General features: G+C 71.4%; 16 protein-coding genes. 3 read left to right on the top strand and 13 right to left on the bottom strand.

Translation table 11 applies throughout. From position 1 onward, the window contains the following. Positions 1-14: 14 nt before the first annotated feature. Positions 15-1,511 carry an acyl-CoA synthetase gene (locus tag OG302_RS37465; RefSeq protein WP_371530862.1) on the bottom strand — a complete coding sequence of 499 codons (1,497 nt, stop codon included), beginning with the start codon at positions 1,509-1,511 and terminating at the stop codon, positions 15-17. A 140-nt stretch (positions 1,512-1,651) separates the two neighbouring features. On the opposite strand from OG302_RS37465, the gene OG302_RS37460 reads away from it, so the two are divergent. Together OG302_RS37460 and OG302_RS37455 are read left to right on the top strand one after the other, a co-directional pair. Then, positions 1,652-4,072 carry a penicillin acylase family protein gene (locus tag OG302_RS37460; RefSeq protein WP_371530861.1) on the top strand — a complete coding sequence of 807 codons (2,421 nt, stop codon included), beginning with the start codon at positions 1,652-1,654 and terminating at the stop codon, positions 4,070-4,072. A gap of 137 nt (positions 4,073-4,209) precedes the next feature. Then, on the top strand, positions 4,210-4,776 hold the full coding sequence (locus tag OG302_RS37455; RefSeq protein ID WP_371530860.1) for an EF-hand domain-containing protein: 567 nt from the start codon (positions 4,210-4,212) through the stop codon (positions 4,774-4,776). Positions 4,777-4,833: 57 nt separating this feature from the next. Here OG302_RS37455 and OG302_RS37450 read toward each other — a convergent pair whose 3' ends face one another. After that, entirely contained in the window at positions 4,834-6,390 is a 1,557-nt protein-coding gene (locus OG302_RS37450) for an acyl-CoA synthetase (protein ID WP_371750351.1), read from the bottom strand. Between the two features lie 33 nt (positions 6,391-6,423). Continuing rightward, positions 6,424-7,527, bottom strand: coding sequence for an NAD(P)H-dependent flavin oxidoreductase (locus tag OG302_RS37445; RefSeq protein WP_371530859.1), 1,104 nt, complete (start codon positions 7,525-7,527; stop codon positions 6,424-6,426). A gap of 174 nt (positions 7,528-7,701) precedes the next feature. Here OG302_RS37445 and OG302_RS37440 point away from each other — a divergent pair, with 174 nt between their 5' ends. Further along, the gene (locus OG302_RS37440) at positions 7,702-9,510 is read left to right on the top strand and encodes a serine hydrolase (protein WP_371530858.1); all 1,809 of its coding nucleotides are present in this window, start codon (positions 7,702-7,704) and stop codon (positions 9,508-9,510) included. Between the two features lie 45 nt (positions 9,511-9,555). Here the strand turns inward: OG302_RS37440 and OG302_RS37435 are convergent, their stop codons facing one another. The 10 genes from OG302_RS37435 to OG302_RS37390 form a co-directional block, all read right to left on the bottom strand. Continuing rightward, complete coding sequence (locus OG302_RS37435; RefSeq protein ID WP_371530857.1) at positions 9,556-11,106, bottom strand: phytoene desaturase family protein; 1,551 nt, start codon at positions 11,104-11,106, stop codon at positions 9,556-9,558. A gap of 67 nt (positions 11,107-11,173) precedes the next feature. Further along, complete coding sequence (locus OG302_RS37430; RefSeq protein ID WP_371530856.1) at positions 11,174-13,411, bottom strand: tetratricopeptide repeat protein; 2,238 nt, start codon at positions 13,409-13,411, stop codon at positions 11,174-11,176. Next, on the bottom strand, positions 13,393-14,346 hold the full coding sequence (locus OG302_RS37425; protein ID WP_371530855.1) for an oxygenase MpaB family protein: 954 nt from the start codon (positions 14,344-14,346) through the stop codon (positions 13,393-13,395). The genes OG302_RS37430 and OG302_RS37425 overlap by 19 nt, the downstream gene beginning before the upstream one ends. Positions 14,347-14,434: 88 nt before the next feature. Then, positions 14,435-15,112: a TetR/AcrR family transcriptional regulator gene (locus OG302_RS37420; protein ID WP_371530854.1), complete on the bottom strand. Its 678-nt coding sequence runs from the start codon at positions 15,110-15,112 to the stop codon at positions 14,435-14,437. A 94-nt stretch (positions 15,113-15,206) separates the two neighbouring features. After that, on the bottom strand, positions 15,207-17,024 hold the full coding sequence (locus tag OG302_RS37415; protein WP_371530853.1) for a bifunctional sugar phosphate isomerase/epimerase/4-hydroxyphenylpyruvate dioxygenase family protein: 1,818 nt from the start codon (positions 17,022-17,024) through the stop codon (positions 15,207-15,209). 83 nt (positions 17,025-17,107) lie between these two features. After that, complete coding sequence (locus tag OG302_RS37410; protein ID WP_371530852.1) at positions 17,108-17,968, bottom strand: shikimate dehydrogenase; 861 nt, start codon at positions 17,966-17,968, stop codon at positions 17,108-17,110. Between the two features lie 62 nt (positions 17,969-18,030). Beyond that, positions 18,031-19,407 carry an MFS transporter gene (locus OG302_RS37405; RefSeq protein ID WP_371530851.1) on the bottom strand — a complete coding sequence of 459 codons (1,377 nt, stop codon included), beginning with the start codon at positions 19,405-19,407 and terminating at the stop codon, positions 18,031-18,033. Between the two features lie 205 nt (positions 19,408-19,612). Beyond that, positions 19,613-20,803 carry an acyl-CoA dehydrogenase family protein gene (locus OG302_RS37400; protein ID WP_371530850.1) on the bottom strand — a complete coding sequence of 397 codons (1,191 nt, stop codon included), beginning with the start codon at positions 20,801-20,803 and terminating at the stop codon, positions 19,613-19,615. Between the two features lie 183 nt (positions 20,804-20,986). Then, positions 20,987-23,206 carry an NADP-dependent isocitrate dehydrogenase gene (locus OG302_RS37395; RefSeq protein ID WP_371530849.1) on the bottom strand — a complete coding sequence of 740 codons (2,220 nt, stop codon included), beginning with the start codon at positions 23,204-23,206 and terminating at the stop codon, positions 20,987-20,989. A gap of 145 nt (positions 23,207-23,351) precedes the next feature. Continuing rightward, positions 23,352-24,956 (bottom strand): phosphodiester glycosidase family protein, encoded by a 1,605-nt coding sequence (locus OG302_RS37390; protein WP_371530848.1) that lies wholly within the window; start codon positions 24,954-24,956, stop codon positions 23,352-23,354. Positions 24,957-24,994: the final 38 nt, after the last annotated feature.

Below are 24,994 nucleotides of genomic sequence, written 5' to 3'. Positions count from 1 at the left end.
CAGGCAATGGGCGCCTACGCGCTGAAGCGGTCCCGCAGCTCCCGCTTGAGGATCTTCCCGCTCGCGTTGCGCGGCAGCTCGTCCACGAAGAGGACCCGCTTGGGTGCCTTGAAGTGGGCGAGCTTCTCGCGCGCGTGGTCGATGAGTTCGGCTTCGGTGACGTCTCCGTTGCGTACGACGACGGCGGTGACCGCCTCGATCCATCGCTCGTCCGGCAGCCCGATCACGGCTGTCTCCGCGACCCTCGCATGGGTGTAGAGCGCGTCCTCGACCTGGCGCGAGGCGACCAGGACGCCACCGGAGTTGATGACGTCCTTCACCCGGTCGACGACCGTGAAGTAGCCCTCCTTGTCCCGCACGGCGAGGTCCCCGGAGTGGAACCAGCCGTCGCGGAAGGCCTCTTCGGTCTCCTCGGGCCTTTCCCAGTAGCCCTCGCACAACTGCGGCGAGTGGTAGACGACTTCGCCCTGTGTGCTGTCGGGCACCTCGCGGCCGCGCTCGTCCACGACCCGCGCCTCCACGAAGAGGACGGGCCGCCCGCAGGAGTCCATCCGCCCCTCGTGCTCGTCGGGTCCGAGGACGGTGGCGAGCGGGCCGATCTCGCTCTGCCCGAAGCAGTTGTAGAAGGCGAGCGCGGGCAGGCGTGCGCGCAGGCGCTCCAGGACGGGCACCGGCATGATCGACGCCCCGTAGTAGGCCTTGCGCAGGCCCCCGAGGTCGCGGGTGGCGAACCCGGGGTGGTTCGAGAGGCCGATCCACACGGTGGGCGGCGCGAAGAGGCTGTCGGCGCGGCCCGCCTCGACCAGCTCGAAGATCCGCTCGGCGGCGGGCGCGTCGATGACCGTGTTCTCGGCGCCGACCGCCAGGTACGGCAGCAGGAAGACGTGCATCTGCGCCGAGTGGTAGAGCGGCAGCGCGTGGACGGGCTTGTCCGTCTCCTTGAGGTCCAGGGCGGTGATGGCGCTGACGTACTCGTGGACCAGGGCGCGGTGCGTCATCATCGCGCCCTTGGGGAGGGCGGTCGTGCCGGAGGTGTAGAGCAGCTGGGCCAGATCCTCCGCTCCCGGCCCCTCCCCGTCGTACGCCTGTGTTCCGGCGAGGCGCGCGAGCAGGGAGTCGTCCGCGTCGCGCAGGGTCAGGACGCGTACGTCGCCGGGCAGTCGCGGGGCGAGGTCCGGGTCGGCCAGTACCAGGGAGCTGCCCGACTGGCCCACGATGTACGCCAGATCGTCGCCGACGAGGTTCTGGTTGACCGGGACATGGACCAGACCCGCCCGCGAGCAGGCCAGGAAGCCGATCAGATACGCGTCCGAGTTGTGGGCGTAGGCGCCGACGCGGTCGCCGGGGCCGAGCCCCTCCTCGCGCAGCACCTGAGCGGCACACGAGACAGCCGCATCCAACTCCGCGTACGTCCAGGCCCGCTCGCCGTAGCGCAGGGCCACCCGCCCCGGCACGCGCCGCGCACTGCGCGTCAGGACGTCGTCGACCGTATTGCTGCGTACACCCGTCATGGCGTGATCCTGTGCCGCGCGTGTCGCGGCGGTCAAGGCTCCGTACGGGGCACGAACCCGGCCGGTCGCGGTACTCGATCAACTGACATACCGGTTGGTACGCTCAACCGCCCTCTTCCTCAGAGCAGTTGGGAGGCTCCATGCGTACCCGCATCAGACGCCTGACGGCCCTCGGCATCAGCCTGCTGACCGCCGCGGCTTTCCTGCCGTCGTCCGCCGCCACCGCCGGTGCGGCCGAGGCCCGCGACGCCCGCCCGTCGGGCCACGGCCTGTCCGCGACCGTCCGCTACACCCAGTACGGCATTCCGCACATCCTCGCCAAGGACTACGAGAACCTCGGCTTCGGCACGGGCTGGGCGCAGGCCGCCGACCAGGTGTGCACCCTCGCCGAGGGATATGTGACCGTGCGCGGGGAGCGGTCACGGTACTTCGGCCCTGACGGCAAGCCCGACGGCTCGCTGTCCTCGGCGACGACGAACCTCTCCAGCGACCTCTACTTCGGCGGCGTCCGCGACACGCACACGGTGGAGAAGCTCCTCAGGCAGCCCCCACCGGCGGGGCCGAGCGCCACGTCCAAGAAGCTGATGCGCGGCTTCGCGGCGGGCTACAACGCCTGGCTGAATCAGAACCACGTCACCGACCCCGCCTGCAGGGGCGCCAAGTGGCTGCGCCCGATCACCTCCCTGGACGTGGCAAGGCAGGGCTTCGCCGTCCAGGTCCTGGGCGGTCAGGGGCGCGGCATAGACGGCATCACCGCCGCGCAGCCACCGGCCGCGAGCGCCCCGGACCGCGCTCCTGACCCCGAGCGCACCGCGAAGGAGGCACGCGAGCTCTTCTCGGCCGACGAGGCCGTCATGGGCTCCAATGCCGTCGCGTTCAGCGGGAAGACCACCGCGAACGGCAGGGGTCTGCTGCTCGGCAACCCGCACTACCCCTGGCAGGGCGGCCGTCGCTTCTGGCAGTCGCAGCAGACCATCCCCGGCGAGCTGAACGTCTCGGGCGGTTCGCTGCTCGGCACGAGCGTGGTGAACATCGGCTTCAACGGCGATGTGGCGTGGAGCCACACCGTGGCGACCGGCGTGACCCTCAATCTGCACCAGCTCACGCTGGATCCGGCCGATCCGACCGCCTATCTGGTGGACGGCAAGCCGGAGAAGATGACGAAGCGGACGGTCGAGGTGCCGGTGAGGGGCGGTCCTCCGGTGACGCGCACCCAGTGGTGGACCCGGTACGGACCGGTCACCACCGGCCTCGGGGCGCAGCTCCCGCTCCCGTGGTCGGCGAAGACGGCGTACGCCCTGAACGACCCCAACGCCACGAACATGCGCGGCAGCGACACCGACCTCGGCTTCGGCAAGGCCCGCTCCACGGACGGTGTGCTGAAGGCATTGCACGACACGCAGGGCCTGCCGTGGGTCAACACCGTCGCCGCGGACCGCGGGGGCCACTCGCTCCTCAGCCAGTCGCAGGTGCTGCCCCGCATCACGGACGACCTGGCCGCGCGCTGCTCCACGGATCTGGGCAAGGTGACGTATCCGGCGTCGGGTGTGGCCGTGCTCGACGGTTCGCGCGGTGACTGCGCGCTCGGCTCCGACAAGGACGCCCTCCAGCCCGGCATCTTCGGCCCGTCGAAGATGCCCACCCTCAAGGACGCCCCGTACGCGGAGAACTCCAACGACAGCGCCTGGCTCACCAATGCCGACCGGCCGATCACGGGCTACGAGCGGGTGTTCGGAACGATCGGCACGCAGCGCTCCATGCGGACGCGCGGTGCCATCGAGGATGTCGCGGCGATGGCGGACAAGGGCGGCCTGACGGTCGAGGACCTGCAGAAGCACCAGTTCGCGAACCGTGCCCCCGCGGGCGACCTCGTCGCCGCCGACGCGGCACGCGCGTGTGCCGCGCTGCCCGGCGGCACCGCAACAGGCAGCGATGGCAAGGCGGTTGACATGCGCGAGGCCTGCGCCGCACTCAAGGGCTGGGACCGGACCATGAACACGGACAGCAGGGGCGCCCTGCTCTTCGACCGGTTCTGGCGCAAGCTGGTCGTCGCCGTGCCGAACGCCCAGCTGTGGAAGGTGCCGTTCTCCGCCGCCGACCCGGTGCGCACCCCGAACACCCTCAACACGGACGCGCCGGGCTTCGCGACCGCGCTCGCCGACGCGGTGACGGAGCTGAGTGGGGCGGGCATAGCGCTGGACGCGCCGCTGGGTAAGAACCAGTTCGTCGTACGGGGCCCGGAGCGGCTGCCGGTCCACGGCGGCACGGAGTCGATCGGCGTGTGGAACAAGGTCGAGCCGGTCTGGGACGCGAAGGGCGGCGGCTACACCGAGGTCGCGCACGGTTCGAGCCACATCCAGGCGGTCGGCTGGGACAAGGGCGGCTGCCCGAAGGCACGCACGCTCCTGACCTACTCGCAGTCGTCGAACCCGAACTCGCCGCACTACAGCGATCAGACGCGGCTGTACTCCGGTGAGCGCTGGGTGACGTCACGGTTCTGCGAGAAGGACATCATGCGCGACCCCCATCTGAAGGTGGTGAAGGTGCGCGAGCGCCGCTGAGCCCTCGCCCACCGCCCCACCCGAAACCGGCCGGGAACGTCCTGGAAGGAGCCCCGTGCTCCCTGGGCGGCCCCGGCCGGTTCCGTTAGAAAGATGGGGACGTGTCTCAGGTGGGACCGTCTCTCAGGGGAGGATCCATGGTGAAGCCATCCGCGTTCCTGGACCGCAAGCTGTCCCGGCGGTTCGCGACGTACGACGACGACGGCGACGGGTTCATCGAGCGCACGGACTTCGAGACGTCCGTGGCCCGGCTCGGCGAGGCCTTCGGCCACGGGCAGGACTCCAAGGCGGTGGCACGGCTGCGGGAGCTGTCCCTGGAGCTGTGGGAGCACCTCGCGCGGGTCGCCGACGTGGACGGGGACGGCCGCATCAGCGAGGCCGAGTACAAGACCGCCTTCGCGGCCGGGCTCCTGGAGACGCCGGAGTCCTTCGACGAGGGGTACCTGCCGTTCCTCGACGCGATCATGGACATCGCCGACACGGACGGCGACGGCAAACTGACCCGGGACGAGCAGGTGCGCTGGTCCGGGGCCCTGATGAACCTGCCGGAAGCGGACGCGCGCGAGGTCTTCGGCCGCCTGGACACGCATGCGGACGGCGCGGTCGGACGAACCGAACTCCTCGAAGCCATCAGGGAGTTCTACTTCGACGACGACCCGCATTCGGCCGGATCCTGGCTCCTCGGCCCGCTCGACGCGTCCTGACGCGACGCCTCCGCCGGCGCCGATCCGCGGCGCCGGCGGGCGGTGAGCGGTGAGCGGTTAGAGCGCGCGCTCCCGGCCCTCCCAGTACGGCTCCCGCAGCCGTCGCTTGTAGAGCTTGCCATTCGGGTCCCGTGGCATGACCTCGATGAAGTCGACGCTCTTCGGCCTTTTGTAGCCCGCGAGCTGGCGTTCGCAGTGGTCGAGGATCTCGGCGGCGAGGGCGTCGTCCCCCGTGTGGCCCTCCGCCACCTCCACGACCGCCTTGACCTGCTCGCCCCACTCGTCATGCGGGATGCCGAACGCGGCGGCGTCCGCGACGGCGGGGTGGGTGAGCAGCGCGGACTCGATCTCGGCGGGGTAGATGTTGACCCCGCCCGAGATGATCATGTCGATCTTGCGGTCGCGGAGGTAGAGGTAGCCGTCCTCGTCGAGGACGCCGAGGTCGCCGACGGTGAAGAAGTCGCCGATGCGGTTCTTCTTCGTCTTGGACTCGTCCTTGTGGTACGAGAAACCGCCGGTGCTCATCTTCATGTAGACGGTGCCGAGTTCACCCGGTGGGAGCGGGTTGCCGTCGTCGTCGAAGACGGCCAGTTCGCTGATGGGCCAGGCCTTGCCGACGGTGCCCGGCCGCTTCAGCCAGTCCTGCGCGGTGGCGAAGGCACCGCCGCCCTCGCTGGCCGCGTAGTACTCCTCGACACATTCGCCCCACCACTCGATCATCGCCCGTTTGACGTGGTCGGGGCAGGGCGCGGCGCCGTGGATGGCGTGCCGCATCGACGAGACGTCGTACGCCGCCTTCGTCGCGTCCGGCAGTGCGAGGAGGCGGTGGAACTGGGTCGGCACCATGTGGGTGTGCGTGCACTTGTAGGTGTCGATGAGGCGCAGCATCTCCTCGGGCGTCCACTTGTCCATCAGGACCAGCGGGTGGCCGATGTGCAGGGCCGCGCCCGCGAACTGGAGGACCGCCGTGTGGTAGAGCGGCGAGCAGACGAGGTGCACATTGCCGTCGAAGGGCTTGATGCCGAAGATGCCGAGGAAGCCGCCGAGGTACGACTCCTCGGGGAGCTTGCCGGACAGGGGGCGGCGAATGCCGCGCGGGCGTCCCGTCGTGCCCGAGGTGTAGTTCATGACCCAGCCGAGCGTGCGGTCGGCGGGGGGCGACTCCGGCTGCCCCGCGAGGAGTTCGGCGTACGGGCGGAAGCCGGGAACCTCGCCCACGGAGTAGCGGTGCGTGGCCGGGAGCTTCGCCTCGTCGGCGGCGTGGGTCGCGGCCTGCGCGAACCGCTCGTGCGCGATCAGTACCTTCGCGCCGGAGTCGGAGACGATCCAGGCGATCTCGGGGCCGACCAGGTGATGGTTGACCGGGACCAGATAGAAGCCGGCCTGTGAAGCCGCCAGGTACGCGGTGAGGAACTCCACGCCGTTGGGCAGCACGACGGCGAACGCGTCGCCGCGCTCCAGGCCCGCCGCGCGCAGCCCGTGGACGAGCTGATTGGTCGCCGCGTGCAGGCGCCGCGCGGTCCACTCCTCGCCGTCGGGCGCGGTCAGGACCACGCGGTCCGGGTCCGCTTCGGCCTGTGCCCAGAAGCCGTTGGGGGGCGTGCTGCCCGGCATGCTGCTCATAAGGACCTCTCCTCCGTCGTCTCGTCAGTCGCGTCCGGCGATGCGGTTCACCCGGTCGATGGCCCGCTCGAAACTACGGGTCAGGTCGTCGAAGACCGCCTGGACGCTGCGTTCGCTGTTCATGCGGCCGACGATCTGCCCGACGGGCGTGCCGAGCAGCGCCTGGACCTCGTACTTCTGGATCCGTGAGACCGCCTCGGCGACCAGGAGCCCCTGCAGCGGCATGGGCAGCGTGCCCGGCCCGTCCGGGTCGTCCCAGGCGTCGGTCCATTCGGTGCGCAGCTGGCGTGCGGGTTTGCCCGTCAGGGCGCGCGAGCGGACGGTGTCGCCCGACCCCGCCGCCAGGAGCTTCTCGGTGAGCGCCCGCGAGTGCATGTCGGCCTCGGTCGTGGTGAGCCAGAGGGAGCCGAGCCACACGCCCTGCGCGCCGAGCGCGAACGCGGCGGCGATCTGGTCCCCGCTGCCGATGCCGCCCGCCGCGAGCACCGGCAGTGGCGCGACGGCCTCGACGGCCTCCGGCGTCAGCACCATGGAGGCGATCTCGCCGGTGTGGCCGCCCGCCTCGTAGCCCTGCGCGACGACGATGTCGATGCCCGCTTCGGCGTGCTTGCGCGCGTGCCGGGCGCTGCCCGCGAGGGCAGCGACGAGTACATCGTGGTCGTGGGCGCGCTGGATGACGTCGGCGGGCGGCGAGCCCAGGGCGTTGGCGAGCAACTTGATCGGGTAGTCGAAGGCCACGTCGAGCTGGTTGCGGGCGACCTGTTCCATCCACCCGGTGATGCGCCAGCCGGACGCCTCTCCTTCGGCGAGTTCGGGCACGCCGTACTTGCCGAGGGTGTCCTTGACGAACTGCCGGTGGCCCTCGGGGATCATCGCCTCGACGTCGGCCTCGCTCACCCCCTCGACCTTCTTCGCGGGCATCACGACGTCGAGGCCGTACGGCTTGTCGCCGACGTGCTCCTGCATCCAGTCGAGATCCCGGGCCAGCTCGTCGGGTGCCGTGTAGCGGACCGCGCCGAGCACACCGAATCCGCCCGCCCTACTGATGGCGGCCGCCACCGCGGGGAAGGGCGTGAAGCCGAAGATGGCGTGCTCGATCCCCAGTTTCCTGCTCAGCTCTGTCTGCATGGGCGCAGGATGCCGCAGCCGCCCGGACGACGGAAGAGATTTTCTGATGCAGTGTCAGATCTTTGCCGGGCGCCCGTGGTTGACAGAGCCGGGCACTGACATGAAAGTTTCAGCAGTCTCTTGTGATCCCGAAAGATAATTTCAGCCCAGGACAGTTTCAGGAGGGGAACAGTCATGGCCGAAGGCAGCGGGGCGGCGTCGGACAGATCGGGTGGCGGGCTGAGCCGACGCCAACTGGGCGCGCGGGTCGTGGCGTTGGGCGGGGCGCTAGCGCTGGTGCCGTTCCCCGCGGGGCCCGCCGCGGCGGCGGAATCCACGACCGGCGACCGGCATCCGACACTGCGGCCCGGCACCCCCGAGCGCGCCGGGCTGCTCGCCGGGCACCTGCGGCAACTGGTCGCCGACGCCGAGCAGTTCCTGGGCCCATCGCCCAAGCACCCCTGGTACGCGGGCGCCGTCCTGCTCGCGGGCCGCGGCGGCACGGTCGCGCTGCACCACCCCATCGGCAAGGCGGTGCGCTACTCGGCGTACGACGAGAAGACCGACACCGGCATCGAGCTGCCTGCCGACCGGCAGATCCCGATGGCCAAGGACACGGTCTTCGACCTCGCCTCCGTCTCCAAGCTCTTCACCTCTCTGCTGGCGGTGCAGCAGATCGAGCGGGGCAAGCTGGGGCTGGAGGCGAAGGTCGCCTCGTACCTCCCCGACTTCGGGGGCGCGGGCAAGCAGGACATCACCGTCCGCCAGCTCCTCACCCACACCTCGGGTTTCCGCGCCTGGATCCCCCTCTACAAGGAGCCCACGCGCGAGGGGCAGTTGCGTCTGATCTGGAACGAGGCACCGCTCAGCCCGCCGGGCACCAAGTACCTCTACTCGGACCTGAACCTGATCTCGCTCCAGCTGGTCCTGGAGGAGATAACGGGCCGCCCCCTGGACGCACTGCTCCGCGACGAGATCACCGCTCCCCTCGGAATGCACCGCACCCGCTACAACCCGCCCGCGTCCTGGCGGCCGAAGACCGCCGCCACCGAGGACGCCCGGCTGCCCTGGTCGGGCCTGGACCGCGGCATGGTGTGGGGGGAGGTGCACGACGAGAACGCCTTCGGCCTCGGCGGGGTCGCGGGACACGCGGGGGTGTTCTCCTGCGCCTGGGACCTCGCGATCCTCGGCCGTACGCTCCTCAACGGCGGCATCTACGGCCGCTCCCGCGTCCTCTCCACCGAATCCGTGAAGCTGATGTTCACCGACTTCAACACCGCCTTCCCCGGCGACGAGCACGGCCTCGGCTTCGAGCTCTACCAGCACTGGTACATGGGCGCGATGGCCACCCCGCGCACCGCGGGCCACACGGGGTTCACCGGCACCTCGCTCGTCCTGGACCCGACCACCGACTCCTTCCTCGTCGTCCTCGGCAACTCCGTTCACCCGGTGCGCAGTTGGCGCTCCGGATCGGCGCCCCGGGTGGCGACGGCCAACCGCATGGCACGCGCCGTCCCCGTACGTCCGGCCCACGGACGCAACGCGTGGTTCTCCGGCATGGCGAACTCGGCATCGGCCACCCTGACCCTGCCACCGCTCACCCTCACCACGGACCGGGGAGAGCTGCGGTGCTCCCTGTGGTGGGACACCGAGCCCGGCTCGGACCAACTGCGCCTGGAGGCGTCCCGCGACGACGGCACGACCTGGCAGCCGGTGCCCTTCACCACGGAGCACAGGGGGTCGGACCCCAGGCAGCACCCCGACGGCACCGCGTCCGGCTGGTCGGGCCGCGTCTGGCACCGGCTGACCGCGGACCTCGCGCGGTGGCGGGGCGAACAAGTGCGCCTGCGCTGGCGGTACGCGACGGACCAGCTCTATGTGGGACGTGGCGCGTACGCCGACGGACTGCGGGTCGAGGACGGCCGCCGTACGGTCTTCGACGAGGCGCGGCCCGCCGACGCGGCGCGGATCGAGGCGGTGGGCTGGACCACCTCGACGGACTGAGGACGCCGCGCCGGGCGGGGCCGGGCGGTGTCCCCCCTGCCCCCGTCACTCGCCCAGAGCCGCCATGGCCGCGTTGTGCCCAGGGATGCCGCTGACCCCGCCGCCGCGCACGGCACCCGCCCCGCACAGCAGGACGTTCGCGTGCCGTGTCTCCACGCCCCAGCGGCCGGTGTCCTCCTGTGCGTAGGGGAAGGCGAGGTCGCGGTGGAAGATGTTGCCGCCGGGCAGGCGCAGGTCGTGTTCCAGGTCGAGCGGGGTCTTGGCCTCGATGCAGGGGCGTCCTTCGGCGTCGGTGGCCAGGCAGTCGGCGATCGGCTCGGCCAGGTGCGCGTCCAGCTGCGCCAGGGTCGACTTCAACAGCTCGGCCCGTACGGCGTCGTTGTCGTGGGCGAAGAGGCGGGCCGGCGTGTGCAGGCCGAAGAGGGTGAGGGTCTGGCAGCCGCGCTCCACGAGTTCGGGGGCGAGGATGCTGGGATCGGTGAGGGAGTGGCAGTAGATCTCCGAGGGCGGCGCGGCTGGCAGCTCACCGGCGGCAGCCTGGGCGTAGGCCGTCGCCAGCTCGCCGTACCCCTCCCCGATGTGGAAGGTCCCGGCGAAGGCCTCGTGCGGGTCGACCGACGTGTCGCGCAGCCTCGGCAGCCGTTCGAGCAGCATGTTGACCTTGAGCTGGGCGCCCTCGGCCGGGGTGGGCGGGGCATCCCCGACGAGGGCGGCGAGTTCCTGCGGTGAGGCGTTGACCAGGACGTGCCGCGCGGCGACGGTGGCTTCGCGCTCGGGCGTCCGGTAGGTGACCTCGGCGGTCCGTCCGTCCGAGTCGACACGGGTGACCTCGTGGCCGGTGGCGAGCTCGGCGCCCGCCGCGCGGGCGGAGGCCGCGAGGGCTCCGGTGAGCGCGCCCATGCCGCCGACCGGGACGTTCCAGTCGCCGGTGCCGCCGCCGATGACGTGGTAGAGGAAGCAGCGGTTCTGCCGCAGGGACGGGTCGTGGGCGGCGGCGAACGTTCCGATGAGGGCGTCGGTGAGCACCACCCCGCGTACCAGGTCGTCGGCGAACCGCTCCTCGATGGCGGCGCCGATGGGCTCCTCGAAGAGCGTGCGCCAGGCCGTCTCGTCACCGATCCGCTCGCGCAGGGCGTCACGCGTGGGCAGCGGCTCGGTGAGCGTGGGGAACACCTGCTCGGCGACGTGGCCCGTCATGGCGTAGAACTCCCGCCAGGCCTCGTACTCGCGCGGACCGCCGGTGAGCCGCGCGAAGGCGTCCCTGGTGCGCGCCTCGCCCCCGCCGACGAGCAGTCCCGCCGGGCTCCCGTCGCGCTCGGTCGGCGTGTAGGAGGAGACGGTGCGGGTGCGCACCCGGAAGTCCAGGTCGAGGTCCCTGACGATCTTCCGCGGCAGGAGGCTGACCAGGTACGAGTAGCGCGAGAGCCGGGCGTCGACGCCCGCGAAGGGGCGGCTCGACACAGCGGCCCCGCCGGTGCCCGCCAGCCGCTCCAGGACCAGGACGGAGCGTCCGGCGCGGGCGAGGTAGGCGGCGGCCACGAGTCCGTTGTGACCACCGCCGACGATGACGGCGTCGTATCGATCGCGAGGAGGCATAGCCCTTGGTAACACGCGGGCGCCCCGTGAGTCAGCGCGGCCCGGCGGCACACCGCGTCCCCGCGCGTCAGTGCCCGCCGGACGCCCGCTGCTGGCGCAGGGCCGCCACCCGGCGGTAGAGCTCGACCGCCTCGGTGCCGCGGCCCAGCTGTTCCAGGCAGTGCGCCTCGTCGTTGCGGCTGGCCAGGGCGTCGGGGTGATCGGCGCCCAGGACCTGTTCGCGGGCGGCGGCGACGCGGCGGTACTCGGTGAGGGCGTCGGCCCAGCGGCCGAGCCAGCCCAGGCCCACGGCCACCTCGCGGCGGCTGACCAGGGTGTCCGGGTGGTCGCCGCCGAGGACCCGTGCGCGGATCGCGCAGACGTCACGGGCCTCGGCCAGGGCTTCCTCCCAGCGGCCCTGACGGCCGAGGTTCACGCCGAGGCCGTGCCGGGCGCGCAGGGTCTCCGGGTCGGCTGGGCCGTTCACGCGGGTGCGGTCGTCGATCAGGTCGCGGTACAGCTCCAGGGCTTCGCCGCTGCGGCCGAGCCTGCCGAGGCTGATGCCCACCTCGTAGCGGGCGGCTAGGGTGTCGGGGTGGTCGGCGCCGAGCGCCCGCGTGCGCGCGTCGGCGACCTCGCGGTACGTCTGGAGCGCCTCGGGCCAGCGGCCCAACTGGCCGAGCGCGTAAGCGACTTCGTAGCGCGTCACGAGGGTGTCGGGGTGCGTGGCACCGAGGACGCGCGCGCGGGCCGTCGCCACGTCGCGGGCCAGTCGGTAGGAGTCCTCCAGGCGGCCCAGCCTGGAGAGGTTGTACGCGAGGTTGTGCCGGCAGCGCAGGGTGTCGGGGTGGTCGGCGCCGGCGGTCCGCTCCCGGACGGCAAGGACCGACGTGTACATCTGGTGGGCCTCGAAGTGCCGCCCCAACTGCCCCATGACGTATGCCATTTCCTGCCGTGCGGCCAGCGTGTCCGGGTGGTCGGGGCCGAGCGTGCGTTCCCTGCCCTGGGCCACGCGCCCGTACTCGCGCAGGGCGTCGGCCGCCCGGCCGGTGCGGCTGAGCGTGAAGCCCACCTCGTAACGGCTCGCGAGCGTGTCCGGGTGGTCGGGGCCGAGAGCGTGCTCCCGCTCGGCGACCACCGCGCGGTGCACCTCGCCCGCCTCGGCCCAGCGGCCCAGACGTCCCAGGCTCAGGCCCGCGTTGTGCCGGCTGACGAGGGTGGCGACCACCTCGGGGGACGGCGTGGGCCGTTCGGGGCGGCGCGGGGTCGCGGCCCGGCGTGCGTCGGTGCGCGGGATCCACTCGCCGGTCAGGCCCGCCGCCGCGTCCGGCGGCGTCGTGCGCAGCTCGGAGGCGCCGTTCGCCTTGTGCCCGGTCGTCATGCCCCGGGTCCACGAGGGCAGCCGCGGCTCGCGCGAGGGCGGCTGCTCCGGACGGTGCACGGGCGGGGTGACGACGGTCGGGACGTACGAGGGGACCGCGCGGCCGGTGACGATGCGGCGCCCCAGTTCGCGCGCGTCGCTGGGCCGCTCGTCCGGTTCCTTGGCGAGCAGGTCGAGGACGATCCTCTCGAAGTACTCGGGCAGCTCGTCGCGGTGCCTGCGCGGCGGCTCGGGCGCCGTGTCGCGGTGGCCGACGAGCACCGCCCAGGCGTCCTCCAGGTCGAACGGCGGCGCCCCGGTGGCGATCTCGTACAGCACGCACCCCAAGGAATAGAGGTCGCTGCGCTGGTCGACCTGGGCGCCGCTGATCTGCTCGGGCGACATGTAGTGCGGCGTGCCCATCGCGATGCCGGTGCCGGTCAGGCGCGAGGTGAAGCCGATGTCGTGGCCGAGCCGCGCGATCCCGAAGTCGCAGATCTTCACCGTGCCGTCCGTGAGCCGCATGATGTTCGCGGGCTTCAGGTCCCGGTGCACGATGCCCTGTTCATGGGTGTACGCGAGCGCGGCGGAAACCTGGTCGGCGATCTCCACGACGTCCGGGACGGGCAGCGGATGCTGTTTGTTGTCCTCAAGGAGCTGGCTGAGGTTGCGTCCTTCGAGCAGCTCCATGACCAGGTACAGGACACCGTCGTGCTCGCCGAAGTCATGGACGACGGTGACGCCGCGGTGCTGCAGCGCTGCCGCGACGCGCGCCTCGCGCCGGAAGCGCTCGCGCAGCACGCGGGTGAAGGACTGGTCGTGTTGTGGCCCCATGGGCTTGAGGCACTTCACGGCGACCCTGCGACCGAGGGACTCGTCGCGGGCACGCCACACCTCGCCCATGCCGCCGCGTCCGATCAGGTCCAGTAGCCGGTACCGGCCCTGGATCAGCCTGGTGTCCGCCATCTCCCGCCGTCGCCCCCGTTGAATCGCTGCGCCCTCCCCGGCCCGTCCAGTATGGCTGGCCGCCTGTCGAGTTTGTACGGGGCAGGCCGTGCGCCGGGCCCGAGCCTGGCCATGGCCCGCAGAATGTGCTTCGGGGGAAGTTGCCAGCGTAGACGTGCGGGAACGGTGCGCAGGATGGTGCCGGTGGTGACGAGCCGCCGGGTCACGGTGGCCGGTGGCGGGGCCGACCTGCCGTACAGCTCGTGGGCGTACGTCGGCAGGGAGGCGTACGCCAGATTCGCCACGCGCCGCCACAGCAGGGCGCGCGCCGGAACCAGGAGGAAGTGCGTCGGCGGGCGCTGGAGGAAGTCGTCGACGTCGCGCGCCTCGGGACCGGCGGCCAGTTCGGGGCGCACCCGCTCGAAGTAGGCGGCGAGTTCGGCGGTCGACGCCGGTATGCGGGCGGGATCGAGACCGACGAGCCGGCCGCTCTCCCGGTGTTCGGCGACATAGCGGTCGGCGAGCTCGTCGGTGAGGCGGAACCCCGACCGGCGTGCGACGTGCAGATAGGAGTCGATCTCGGCGCAGTGCACCCACATCAGCAGCTCGGGTTCGTCGACGCCGTACCGCTCCCCCGTGTCGGGGTCGGTGACCTTGATCATCGTGTGGATCTTCCGCACCCGCGCGCCCGCGTGCTCGGCGACCTCGGTGGTGCCGTACGTGGTGGTGCCCACGAAGTTCGCGGTCCGCATGAGACGGCCCCAGGCGTCCTTGCGGAAATCCGAGTTCTGCATGACGCCGCGTACCGCGCGGGGGTGCAGGGCCTGCAGGTAGAGGGCCCGGATCCCGGCGACCCACATCATCGGGTCGCCGTGCATCTGCCAGGTCACGGACGAGGGGCCGAAGAGCCCCGGGTCTGCCGCCACCGGCTGCCCCGATGAGGATGCCTCGCGCATACAACCACCTCCTGGGCGCAGGCTACGCCGCCGGTGCGCGCGGGCGGCACCGAGGTGATGGTGGTAGCGACCCGCGATCAGTGAGGCGTCAGCTCCGGTCAGTGCCGGGGAGATCCGAGGTCAGGTAGGAGATGACCATGTCCCCCAGCATCTTCCGGTAGTGCTCACGGCGAGGCTCCTCGGTGAGGTCGCGGCCGAAGAGCGCGCGGAAGGTGTGCCGGTTGGAGACCCGGAAGAAGCAGAACGAGCTGATCATCGCGTGCAGGTCGACGGCGTCCACCTCGGCCGTGAACACCCCCTGCTCGCGCCCGGTCTGAAGGATCGAGGCGATGACGTCGATCGCCGGAGAGCTGAGGGAGGCGAGACTCGGTGAGGCACCGATGTGCTGCGCCTCGTGGATGTTCTCGATGCTGACGAGGCGGATGAAGTCCGGGTGCGCCTCGTGGTGGTCGAAGGTGAGCTCCGCAAGGCGGCGGATCGCGGACACCGGGTCCAGATGCCCGACGTCGAGCTGCTGCTCCTCGTGCCGGATGACCTTGTACGCCCGCTCGAGGACCGCCGTGAACAACTGGTCCTTGCTGCCGAAGTAGTAGTAGATCATCCGCTTCGTGGTCCGCATGCGGGCGGCGATCTCGTCCACCCTGGCCCCCGCATAGCCCATGCGGGCGAACTCCTCGGTGGCCACATCGAGGATCTCCCCCTGCGTACGGGCCGCGTCCCGGGTGCGCTTTACGGGCGGGGACGGCGTGGGGACCTCGGCGGCCATGCGGCTCCTCAGGGCGGACTCTTCGGCGCCGGTCAGTCTAACCTCGGGCCGCCCTGGGGCTTTTGTGGCTGAACGAGGGGGCCGCACCCCTGCTTCACACCCCCTGCTGGTGACCGTGCTGGGCGGCGAGCCGTACGGCCGCGTTGCGCGCCCCGTACCCCCGGTAGCCGCCCGTGCGCTGCACCAGTTCGAAGAAGACGCGCCCGACAGTGGCGGTGTAGCAGTGCAGGAACTCCCCGTTCTCGTCCCGGTCGTAGAGGATGCCGAGGTCCGCCAGGGTGGCCAGGTGCTCCGGCTCGAGCTCGTGGCGGGCGTCGAGGTCGTCGTAGTAGTTGGCGGGGATCGGGAGGAGGCCCGCGCCCCGCTCGCGGACGCGCCGGGCGGCGGCGATGATGTCGTCGGTGGCCAGCGCGATGTGCTGGAGGCGGCTGCCCCGGGCGTCCGGCGCGGGCGCGATGTTGAGGACGAGGCGCACACCGCCGTCGGGGGACGCTACGGCCCGGCTGCGCACGAGGCCGTAAGGGTCGGCCAGGTCCAGGCTGTCGTCCGCCTCCAGGCCCAGCACGCCCCGGTGGAACAGCGATGCCTCGTCGAACTGGTGCCAGGGCTGGGTGAGGGCGATGTGGTCGATGCGGCGAACGGCTGGCGCGGTCTGTTCGCCGGACCGCTCCCCCGGCAGAGCGCGCGAGGGCACCTCGGTGAAGTCACCGGTCCAGCTGGGGTGGTCGGACCGTTCCGTGCGGCAGAAGAAGAACTCCGTGCCGTCGGGTGCGGCGACCGCGTCGAGCGGTGCGTCCTGCCGGGCCCGTCGCCTCGGCACCACGGGGGCGAGGACCTCCTCGGCACGCCGTGCGGCCCGCTCCGGGTCGGGTGTCTCCACGCCGATGGCGGTCAGCGCGGGGCCCTGACGAGGGCCGCTGACACCGGTGTTGAGCAGGATGCGGGCGTCCCCCTGGGTCCACAGTTCGACCGGCTTCCAGTGGTGCCGTGCGGTGTGCGCGAAGCCGAGGGACTCGAGGACTCCGCGCAGCGGTTCGGTGTCGGCCGCGGTCAGCTCGGCGAAGGCGAAACCGGAGGGCACGGCCGCGGCGGGGAGCGTGGACAGTCCGGCCGACTCTTCGAGGAGCAGCAGGGAACGGAGCGCGTCGACGGCGGTGGAGGCCGCGCCCGCCTGCCGGAAGACGTCGTTGAACACTTCGAGCGACAGCGGTCCTTGGTATCCGGCTCGTACCGTGGCGGCCACCAGAGGGGCGAGGTCGAAGCCGCCCTGGCCGGGGAAGCAGCGGTAGTGCCTGCTCCATTGCAGGACGTCCATCGCCATCAAAGGTGCGTCCGCCAGTTGAAGGAAGAAGATCTTCTCGCCGGGGATGTCCGCGATGCCCTTGGGGTCCGAGCCGCGGGAGAGGATGTGGAAGCTGTCGAGGCAGGTGCCGAGGGCCGGATGATCCGCCTGCTCGACGATCCGCCAGGCATGGTCGTACGTGCTGACGTGCCGGCCCCAGGCCAAGGCCTCGTAGGCGATGCGGATGCCGTGGGCCGCCGCCCGGTCGGCGAGCAGCCGCAGTTGCTCGGCGGCGAGCCCGTCGTCGTCGACCGACTCGGGGGCGACGCTGGAGCAGACGAGGAGCAGGTCGGCGCCCAGGCGCTCCATCACGGCGAACTTGCGTTCCGCGCGCCGCAGATTGCGGGCGAGTACGTCGGCGGGGACGGCCTCGAAGTCGCGGAACGGCTGGTAGAGGTCGATGCCAAGACCCAGGTCCGCACAGCGCAGCCGCACCTCCTCGGGGCTGAGCGGGCCGCCGAGCAGGTCGTTCTCGAAGATCTCCACACCGTCGAATCCGGCGGTGGCGACAGCGGTGAGCTTCTCGGACAGCGGGCCGCTGAGCGAGACGGTGGCGATCGATTTGCGCATGGTGTTTCTCCTGTCGAGCCGGTGTCAGGCCGCTGCTCGGCCCGCTGTTCGGGGCTGGTGGCAGCCCGGCGTCGGACCGCTGTTCAAGCCGGGAAGGCGGCCAGATCGCCGAGGTCGGCGAGCATCGGCCCGGTGTGCGGTTCGAGCCCGGTGAAGAGCCGGAAGGCGTCGGCCGCCTGGAAGACGGCCATGCCGCCGCCGTCGAGGGTGCGGCAGCCGATGGCGCGGGCCTCGCGCAACAACTCGGTCTCCAGCGGCCGGTAGACGACTTCGGCCACCCAGAGTCCGGGCCTGAGCAGCCCGACCGGCAGCGGCAGACCCGGGTGCGCGACCATGCCGGTCGGTGTGGCGTGGACGAGCCCGTCCGCTGCGGCGAGGCGCTCGGCGACCGCCCCGGTGGGCGCGGACACCGCACGGCCGGGCCCGAAGCGCGAGACCAGTGCGGCGGCGAGACCGGCGGCGCGGGCCGGGTCGGTGTCGACGAGGGTGACCCGGTCGACACCGAGGTTCAGCAGGGCGTGCGCCACCGCGGCGCCCGCCCCGCCCGCGCCGAGCTGCACGACGTCGCCGGTCGGCGCGTCGGCCAGGCCGCGGGCGAAGGACTGGGCGAAGCCGGTGGCATCGGTGTTGTGCCCGATGGCGCGGCCGTCCCTGAAGACGACGGTGTTCACGGCTCCGAGCTCGGCCGCGTCGGGGGCGAGTTCGTCCAAGTGCTCGATGACCAGCTGCTTGCAGGGGTGGGTGATGTTCAGCCCGTCGAAGCCGAGGCGGCGGGCGGCGTGCACCAGTTCACCCACGGCCTCGGGCGCGACACCCAGCGCGTCGATGTCGAGGGTGCGGTAGACGAGGCGCACACCGTGCCGGTCCGCCTCGCGTTCGTGCAGGGCGGGGCTCAGGGAGGGGCCGATACCGGCGCCGATGAGGCCGGTGAGGTACGAGGTCATCGAAGGTTCCTGTGGGTCGGCTGGGCGGGGTCGGTCACAAGGCCGCGGCGGGCGGGGCCCGTTCAGAGGGCGGCGGCCTCGGACGTCGTCACCGTCGGCGCCTTCGCCTCCCCGGCACGCAGGCCCAGCTCGGCGGTGGGCACGCGGTGGGTCTCGCGGCCCGTGGCCACGGCGATGGCGCAGATCGCGCAGAAGGCGGCGGTGAAGATCGCGACGCCGACCCAGCGATCGCCGTCGGGGCCGTCGATCTGGGCCGCGAAGGTCACCGCGAACCCGGCGACGGCAAAGCCGATCTGGGTGCCGATGGCCATGCCGGACAGCCGGACCCTGGCGGGGAACATCTCGCCGTAGAACGAGGGCCAGATGCCGTTGGCCGCGCTGTAGACGACGCCGAAGAGCAGCACTCCGGTCACGAAGACCAGCGGGTAGCTGCCGGTGGAGATCGCCCACAGATAGACGAAGATCATCACTCCGCTGCCCAGCGCTCCGACGAGAAAGACGGGCTTGCGGCCGATCCGGTCCGAGAGCCTGGCCCAGAGCGGGATGGCGAGCAGAGCCACCGCGTTGGCGCTGCCCGCGACCCAGAGCATGCCCGTCTTGTCGAGGCCGACCGCGTCGCTCGTGGCGTACGAGAGGGCCCAGACGGAGAAGATCGTGCTGACCGTCGCGATGAGCGCAGCGGCGACCACCCGCAGCACGTCGGCCCAGTGGTTCCTGAGCAGTTCGGCCAGCGGCATCGTGGCCACCGCCCGCTCGGCCGTGGCCTGCCTGAAGACGGGGGTCTCCTCAAGGGTGCGGCGGATGACGTACCCGGCGACCGCGACGGCAGCGCTCAGCAGGAACGGAATGCGCCAGCCCCAGCTGTAGAGCTGCTCGTCCGGCAGCGCGGCGACCGGCAGGAACACCAGGGTCGCGAGGAGCTGACCGGCCTGGGTCCCGTTGAGGGTGAAGCTCGTGTAGTAGCCGCGCCGGTGTTCCGGGGCGTGCTCCAGCGTCATCGCGTTGGCGCTGGCCTGCTCACCAGCCGCGGACAGGCCCTGGAACACCCGCATCAGCACGAGCAGTACCGGAGCGAGGGTGCCGACCTGCGCGTACGTGGGCAGACAGCCGATGAGGAAGGTGGAGAGCCCCATCAGGACCAGTGTCCAGACCATGATCTTCCGGCGGCCGAGCCGGTCGCCGAAGTGGCCGAGGACGAGGGCCCCCAGGGGGCGGGCGGCATAGGCGACGCCGAAGGTCGCGAGCGAGATCAGGGTGGCGGTGGCCGGGTCGTCCGGGTCGAAGAAGACCTTGGGGAAGACCAGGGCGGCGGCACTGCCGTAGATGAAGAAGTCGTAGTACTCCAGCGCGCTGCCGATCCAGGCGGCGAAAGCGGCCTTGCGTGGCCTGCCCTGGGGCGGCCCGGCCGACGTCCTGTCGGCCTGCGGGTGAGCGGACACGTGAACTCCTCGGGGAGAACAGCAGCCTCTGGCTGGGCGGCTGCGAGGGTGACGATGCTGTTAACGCACTAGGTAGTTAATTAACTTGCGAGAGATGCTGGCCCGCGCCCGGGGCCGTGTCAATACATCCGGCGGAGACAGCGAGAAGCGGCGGGCCGGGCGGCACGCCGCTTGTTTTCGGGAAGGTGCGGACGAACGGATGCCGTCAGCGCCGCACGCGCGGCATCCCGAGGCCGATCCAGGAGATGATCTCGCGCTGGATCTCGTTGTTGCCGCCGCCGAAGGTGAAGATGACGGCGCTGCGGTAGCCGCGTTCCAGCTCTCCGTGGAGGACCGCGCCCGCGGAGCCCTCCTTGAGTGAGCCCGCCGAGCCGACCACTTCCATGAGCCAGGCGTACGCGTCCCTGCGCGCCTCGGAGCCGTAGACCTTCACGGCGGAGGCGTCCTGGGGGGTGAGGGTGCCCTCCTGGACGGCGTTCACCATCTGCCAGTTGAGGAGCTTCATCGCGTCCAGCTTGGTGTGCGTCCTGGCCAGGCGCTGGCGGACCCAGCCGAGGTCGATGACGCGGCGGCCGTCGGCGAGCTTGGTGTCGGCGGCCCAGCGCTGCACGTTGTGGAAGGCGCGGATGGCCATGGTGCCGTGGGCGGCGAGCGTGACGCGCTCGTGGTTGAGCTGGTTGGTGATGAGCCGCCAGCCCTTGTTCTCCTGGCCGACGCGGCGCGATGCGGGGACGCGGATGTTCTCGTAGTAGCTCGCCGTGGTGTCGTGCGAGGCCAGGGTGTTGATGATGGTGCAGGAGTAGCCGGGGTCGCTCGTCGGCACGAGGAGCATGGTGATGCCCTTGTGGGGCGGGGCGTCCGGGTCGGTGCGCACGGCGAGCCAGACCCAGTCGGCGGTGTCGCCGTTGGTGGTCCAGATCTTCTGGCCGTTGACCGTGTAGTGGCCGGTCTCCTCGTCGCCCTCCCGGACCGCCTTGGTCTTCAGGGCGGCGAGGTCGGTGCCCGCGTCCGGCTCGCTGTAGCCGATCGCGAAGTCGAGTTCGCCGGAGAGGATCTTCGGCAGGAAGTACGCCTTCTGCTCGTCGGTGCCGAACTGCATCAGGGTCGGGCCGACGGTGTTCAGGGCCATCAGGGGCAGCGGGACGTTGGCCTGTGCGGCCTCGTCGAAGAAGATGAACTGCTCCATCGGGGAGAGCCCCCGGCCGCCGTACTCCTTGGGCCAGCCGACGCCGAGCCAGCCGTCGGAGCCGAGGCGCCGGATGGTCTCCCGGTAGAACCGCTTCTGCGCGGCGGGGTCGGCATAGCGGGCGTACGCGTTGTCGGGCACCAGCTCGGCGAAGTACGTGCGCAGCTCGGTGCGCAACTGCCGCTGCTCAGGCGTGTATTCGAGGTGCACGGCGCCTCCTGCTTCCGCTGGCTCCCGGGCTCGGGCTTGACGGCGCACACAGTAGAACGCGTTTCAGAAATAGGGAATGGCGGTGACGCATGCCGATGCTCCTGAACAGATCCGCCCCGGCAGCCGAATGCGCTGCCGGGGCGGATCTGTGCCGGCCGAGTCACCTCGGCCGGGAAGGCTGTCTCAGCCGAGGAGGGCGAGAGCCTTGTTCAGCGTGGCGGACGGGCGCATGACGGCGCCGGCCTTGGCATCGTCGGGCCGGTAGTAGCCGCCGATGTCGGCGGGCGAGCCCTGGACCGCGTTCAGCTCGTCGACGATCGTCTGCTCCTGCTCGACCAGGGTCTTGGCGAGCGGGGCGAACGCCTCGGCGAGCTGGGCGTCGGCGGTCTGCTTGGCCAGCTCCTGGGCCCAGTACATGGCCAGGTAGAAGTGGCTGCCGCGGTTGTCGATGCCGCCGACACGGCGGGTCGGCGACTTGTCCTTCTCCAGGAAGGTGGCCGTCGCGCGGTCCAGGGTGTCGGCGAGCACCTGGGCGCTCGCGTTGTCCGTGGTCTGCGCGAGGTGCTCGAAGCTGGAGGCCAGGGCGAGGAACTCACCCAGGCTGTCCCAGCGCAGGTAGTTCTCGCGGACCAGCTGCTGGACGTGCTTGGGGGCGGAGCCGCCCGCGCCCGTCTCGAAGAGGCCGCCGCCGTTCATGAGCGGAACGATGGAGAGCATCTTGGCGCTGGTGCCGAGCTCCAGGATCGGGAACAGGTCCGTGAGGTAGTCACGGAGCACGTTGCCGGTGACCGAGATGGTGTCCTCGCCACGGCGGATGCGCTCCAGGGAGAACGCGGTCGCGTCGACCGGCGACATGATCTCGATCTGCAGGCCGTCGGTGTCGTGCTCGGGCAGGTACGCCTTGACCTTCTCGATGAGCTGCGCGTCGTGCGCGCGGGTCTCGTCGAGCCAGAACACAGCCGGCGAGCCGGTCGCGCGGGCGCGGTTGACGGCCAGCTTGACCCAGTCGCGGATCGGGGCGTCCTTGGCCTGGCACATGCGGAAGATGTCGCCGGTGGAGACGGCCTGCTCCAGGACGGCGTTGCCGGCCTTGTCGAGCACGCGCACCGTGCCGGGCGCGGCGATCTCGAAGGTCTTGTCGTGGCTGCCGTACTCCTCGGCCTTCTGCGCCATGAGGCCGACGTTGGGCACCGAGCCCATCGTCGCCGGGTCGAAGGCGCCGTTGGCGCGGCAGTCGTCGATGACGACCTGGTACACGCCGGAGTAGCTGGAGTCCGGCAGGACCGCGAGGGTGTCGTGCTCGCCGCCGTCCGGGCCCCACATGTGGCCGGAGGTGCGGATCATCGCGGGCATGGAGGCGTCGACGATGACGTCCGACGGGACGTGCAGGTTCGTGATGCCCTTGTCGGAGTCGACCATCGCGAGCTCCGGGCCCTCGGCGAGCTCGGCCTCGAAGGACGCCTTGATCTGCTCGCCCTCGGGCAGCGCGCCGAGGCCGTTGAGGATGCCGCCGAGACCGTCGTTCGGGCTCAGGCCCGCACCGGCGAGCGCCGCACCGTACGCGGCGAACGTCTTCGGGAAGAAGGCGCGCACGACGTGGCCGAAGATGATCGGGTCGGAGACCTTCATCATCGTGGCCTTCAGGTGCACGGAGAACAGCACGCCGTCGGCCTTGGCCTTGGCGATCTGCGCGGTGAGGAACTCACGCAGCGGACCCACACGCAGGACGGAGGCGTCGACGACCTCGCCCTCGAGGACCGGTACGGACTCGCGCAGCACGGTGGTGCTGCCGTCCTCGCCGGTGAACTCGATGCGCAGCGTGTCGGCCTCGGTGATGACGGTGGACTTCTCCGTGGAGCGGAAGTCGTCGACGCCCATGGTGGCGACGTTCGTCTTCGAGTCGGCCGTCCAGGCACCCATGCGGTGCGGGTGCGCCTTGGCGTAGTTCTTCACCGAGGCGGGGGCGCGGCGGTCGGAGTTGCCCTCGCGCAGGACCGGGTTGACGGCGCTGCCCTTGACCTTGTCGTAACGGGCGCGGATGTCCTTCTCCGCGTCGGTCTTCGGGTCGTCCGGGTAGTTCGGCAGCGCGTAGCCCTGCGACTGGAGCTCGGCGACGGCCGCCTTCAGCTGCGGGATCGAGGCCGAGATGTTCGGCAGCTTGATGATGTTCGCGCCGGGCGTCTTGGCCAGCTCGCCGAGCTCGGCGAGTGCGTCGTCGATGCGCTGGCTCTCCTCGAGGAACTCGGGGAAGAGAGCGATGATGCGCCCCGCCAGGGAGATGTCACGGCTCTCCACGGCGACCCCGGCCGTCGAGGCGTAGGCCCTGACCACCGGCAAGAACGAATACGTCGCGAGGGCCGGGGCCTCGTCTGTCTGGGTGTAGATGATGGTCGAGTCAGTCACCGGGTGCTCCGCTCCACGTCTGCAACATTGCTCGACATCAAGATATCTCGTGATCGCCTCCTGCCACGAAGCGGCCCCGCTTCCCGGCCGCCACGGAACGTAGCGGCCGTCACGGAGCGTGATATTCGTTCAGCAGGCCGAACACTCAGCGGGTGAGCAGCAGTGCGTCGCCCACCGCACGCTCGGTACCGTCCGACGGCGAGTTGATCACCTTGCCGTTCACCGCCATGGCGACGGAGCCGCCGCCGTCCAGGGCCATGGCCCGCACCGCGCCGAGCGACTTCATCAGCTCCGCGCCCTCGCCCAGGCCGAACCCGTCGCTGACACCGGGCTGCCGTCCGTCCGCGGCGACCAGGAGCATGCGGCCCTGCCGGTCCACGCCCAGGAGCATGCGCGGATTGCGCTTGATGCCCCAGGTGTACGCGAAGGAACGGTCACCGGCGCGCTCGATGCCGTCCGCGCCGTAGTTCACCGCGACCTTGCCGCCGCGCACCAGCTCGGGGCCGCCGTTGACGATGTCGTCCTGTGGGCCGAGCCCGAGCTCCTTGCCCCGTTCGTCGAGGATCCTCTGGCTCACCTTCAGGGCGCTGCCCGGCGTCGCGTGCGTACGCAGCCAGGTGGCGCCCGCGCCGATGCCCGCGAGGACGCTGCCGCCGTCCGGGACCACGCCGCCGCGCGCCCGCACCTCCCGTACGCGCCCGCTCGCGTCGAGCACCGCCTCCGCCCCCTCCCCCGCCGGGGTGTGCGCGCCGAGTTCGTCGGTGAACCGCACGATCTCGTCGGGGTCGGTGCAGGTCACATCGTGCTGCGGGCGCTCGGTCGGGGAGTCGCCGCCGACACCGCCGCAGTTGCGGATCAGGCCCGGCACGCGGTTGATGCCGTCCACGACCGCCGACGCCGCGCCCGCGCGGACCCGCAGGTCCGTCCTGAGCTTCTTGAACTCCGGGTGCAGGCCGTCGCCGCGCAGCACCGCCGCGATCCGTCCGTTGGTCGCCGCGCTCTGCAACTCCCCGTCGTACGCGGCGATTCCGGCCGCCGCGCCGGGCACGCCGTCCTTGCCCTCCATGACGAAGAAGCCCGCGTTGACACCGAGCAGGGCGCCGTCGGCCGAGGCCATGCCGCTCACCGTCTCGCGTCCCGCGACACCCGTTCCGTACGTGCCCTTCATCGCACCGCCGTAGCGCTTCGGGTCGACGATCGCCACCTTGACCCGGGCGACTCCGGTGCCGGGCACGCCGTCGGCGCCGGTCCACTCACTCACCGCGTCGAACCCGGCGGCGGCCAGGGCCTTCCGCCGGGTGTCGGCCTCGGCCCGCGTGCCGTACTCCCCCACCCGTACGCGCACCCCGACCACGCCCTGCCGGTCGGAACCCCGCGGCCACGCGACCGCCTCGGCACGCGCGCCGAACCCGGCCCCGCGCACCCGCTCGGCCAGCGCCCGCGCGTCCGGCCCGGTGGAGAGGTGAGCGCCGTTCGCGCGCACCGTGACCGTCCAGTGGTCGGCGCCGGGACGGCCCGAGATGCTCCCCTGGTACAGATCGGCCCCGGCGGCGAGCCGCTCATGCTGCCAGCCGGCGATCGGCCCGGGGACAGCGGCAGTTGACGCGGCTGCCGCGGTGTCCCCGTAGCGGTCGACGACGACACCGGGGGCGAGCAGACCCGCAGCGGCGACGGTGACCACCGTCGCCCTCGCGGCGGCTCCGAACGGTCGGCGGGCGGGACGGCGGACGGGGCGGCGGGCAAGGACCACGAGGACTCCTGGATCGCGTAGGGACACCTGCGGGCACC

The organism is Streptomyces sp. NBC_01283, assembly GCF_041435335.1.
In the GTDB taxonomy this organism is placed as follows: domain Bacteria; phylum Actinomycetota; class Actinomycetes; order Streptomycetales; family Streptomycetaceae; genus Streptomyces.
This window is presented reverse-complemented; position numbering and strand designations above follow the sequence as displayed.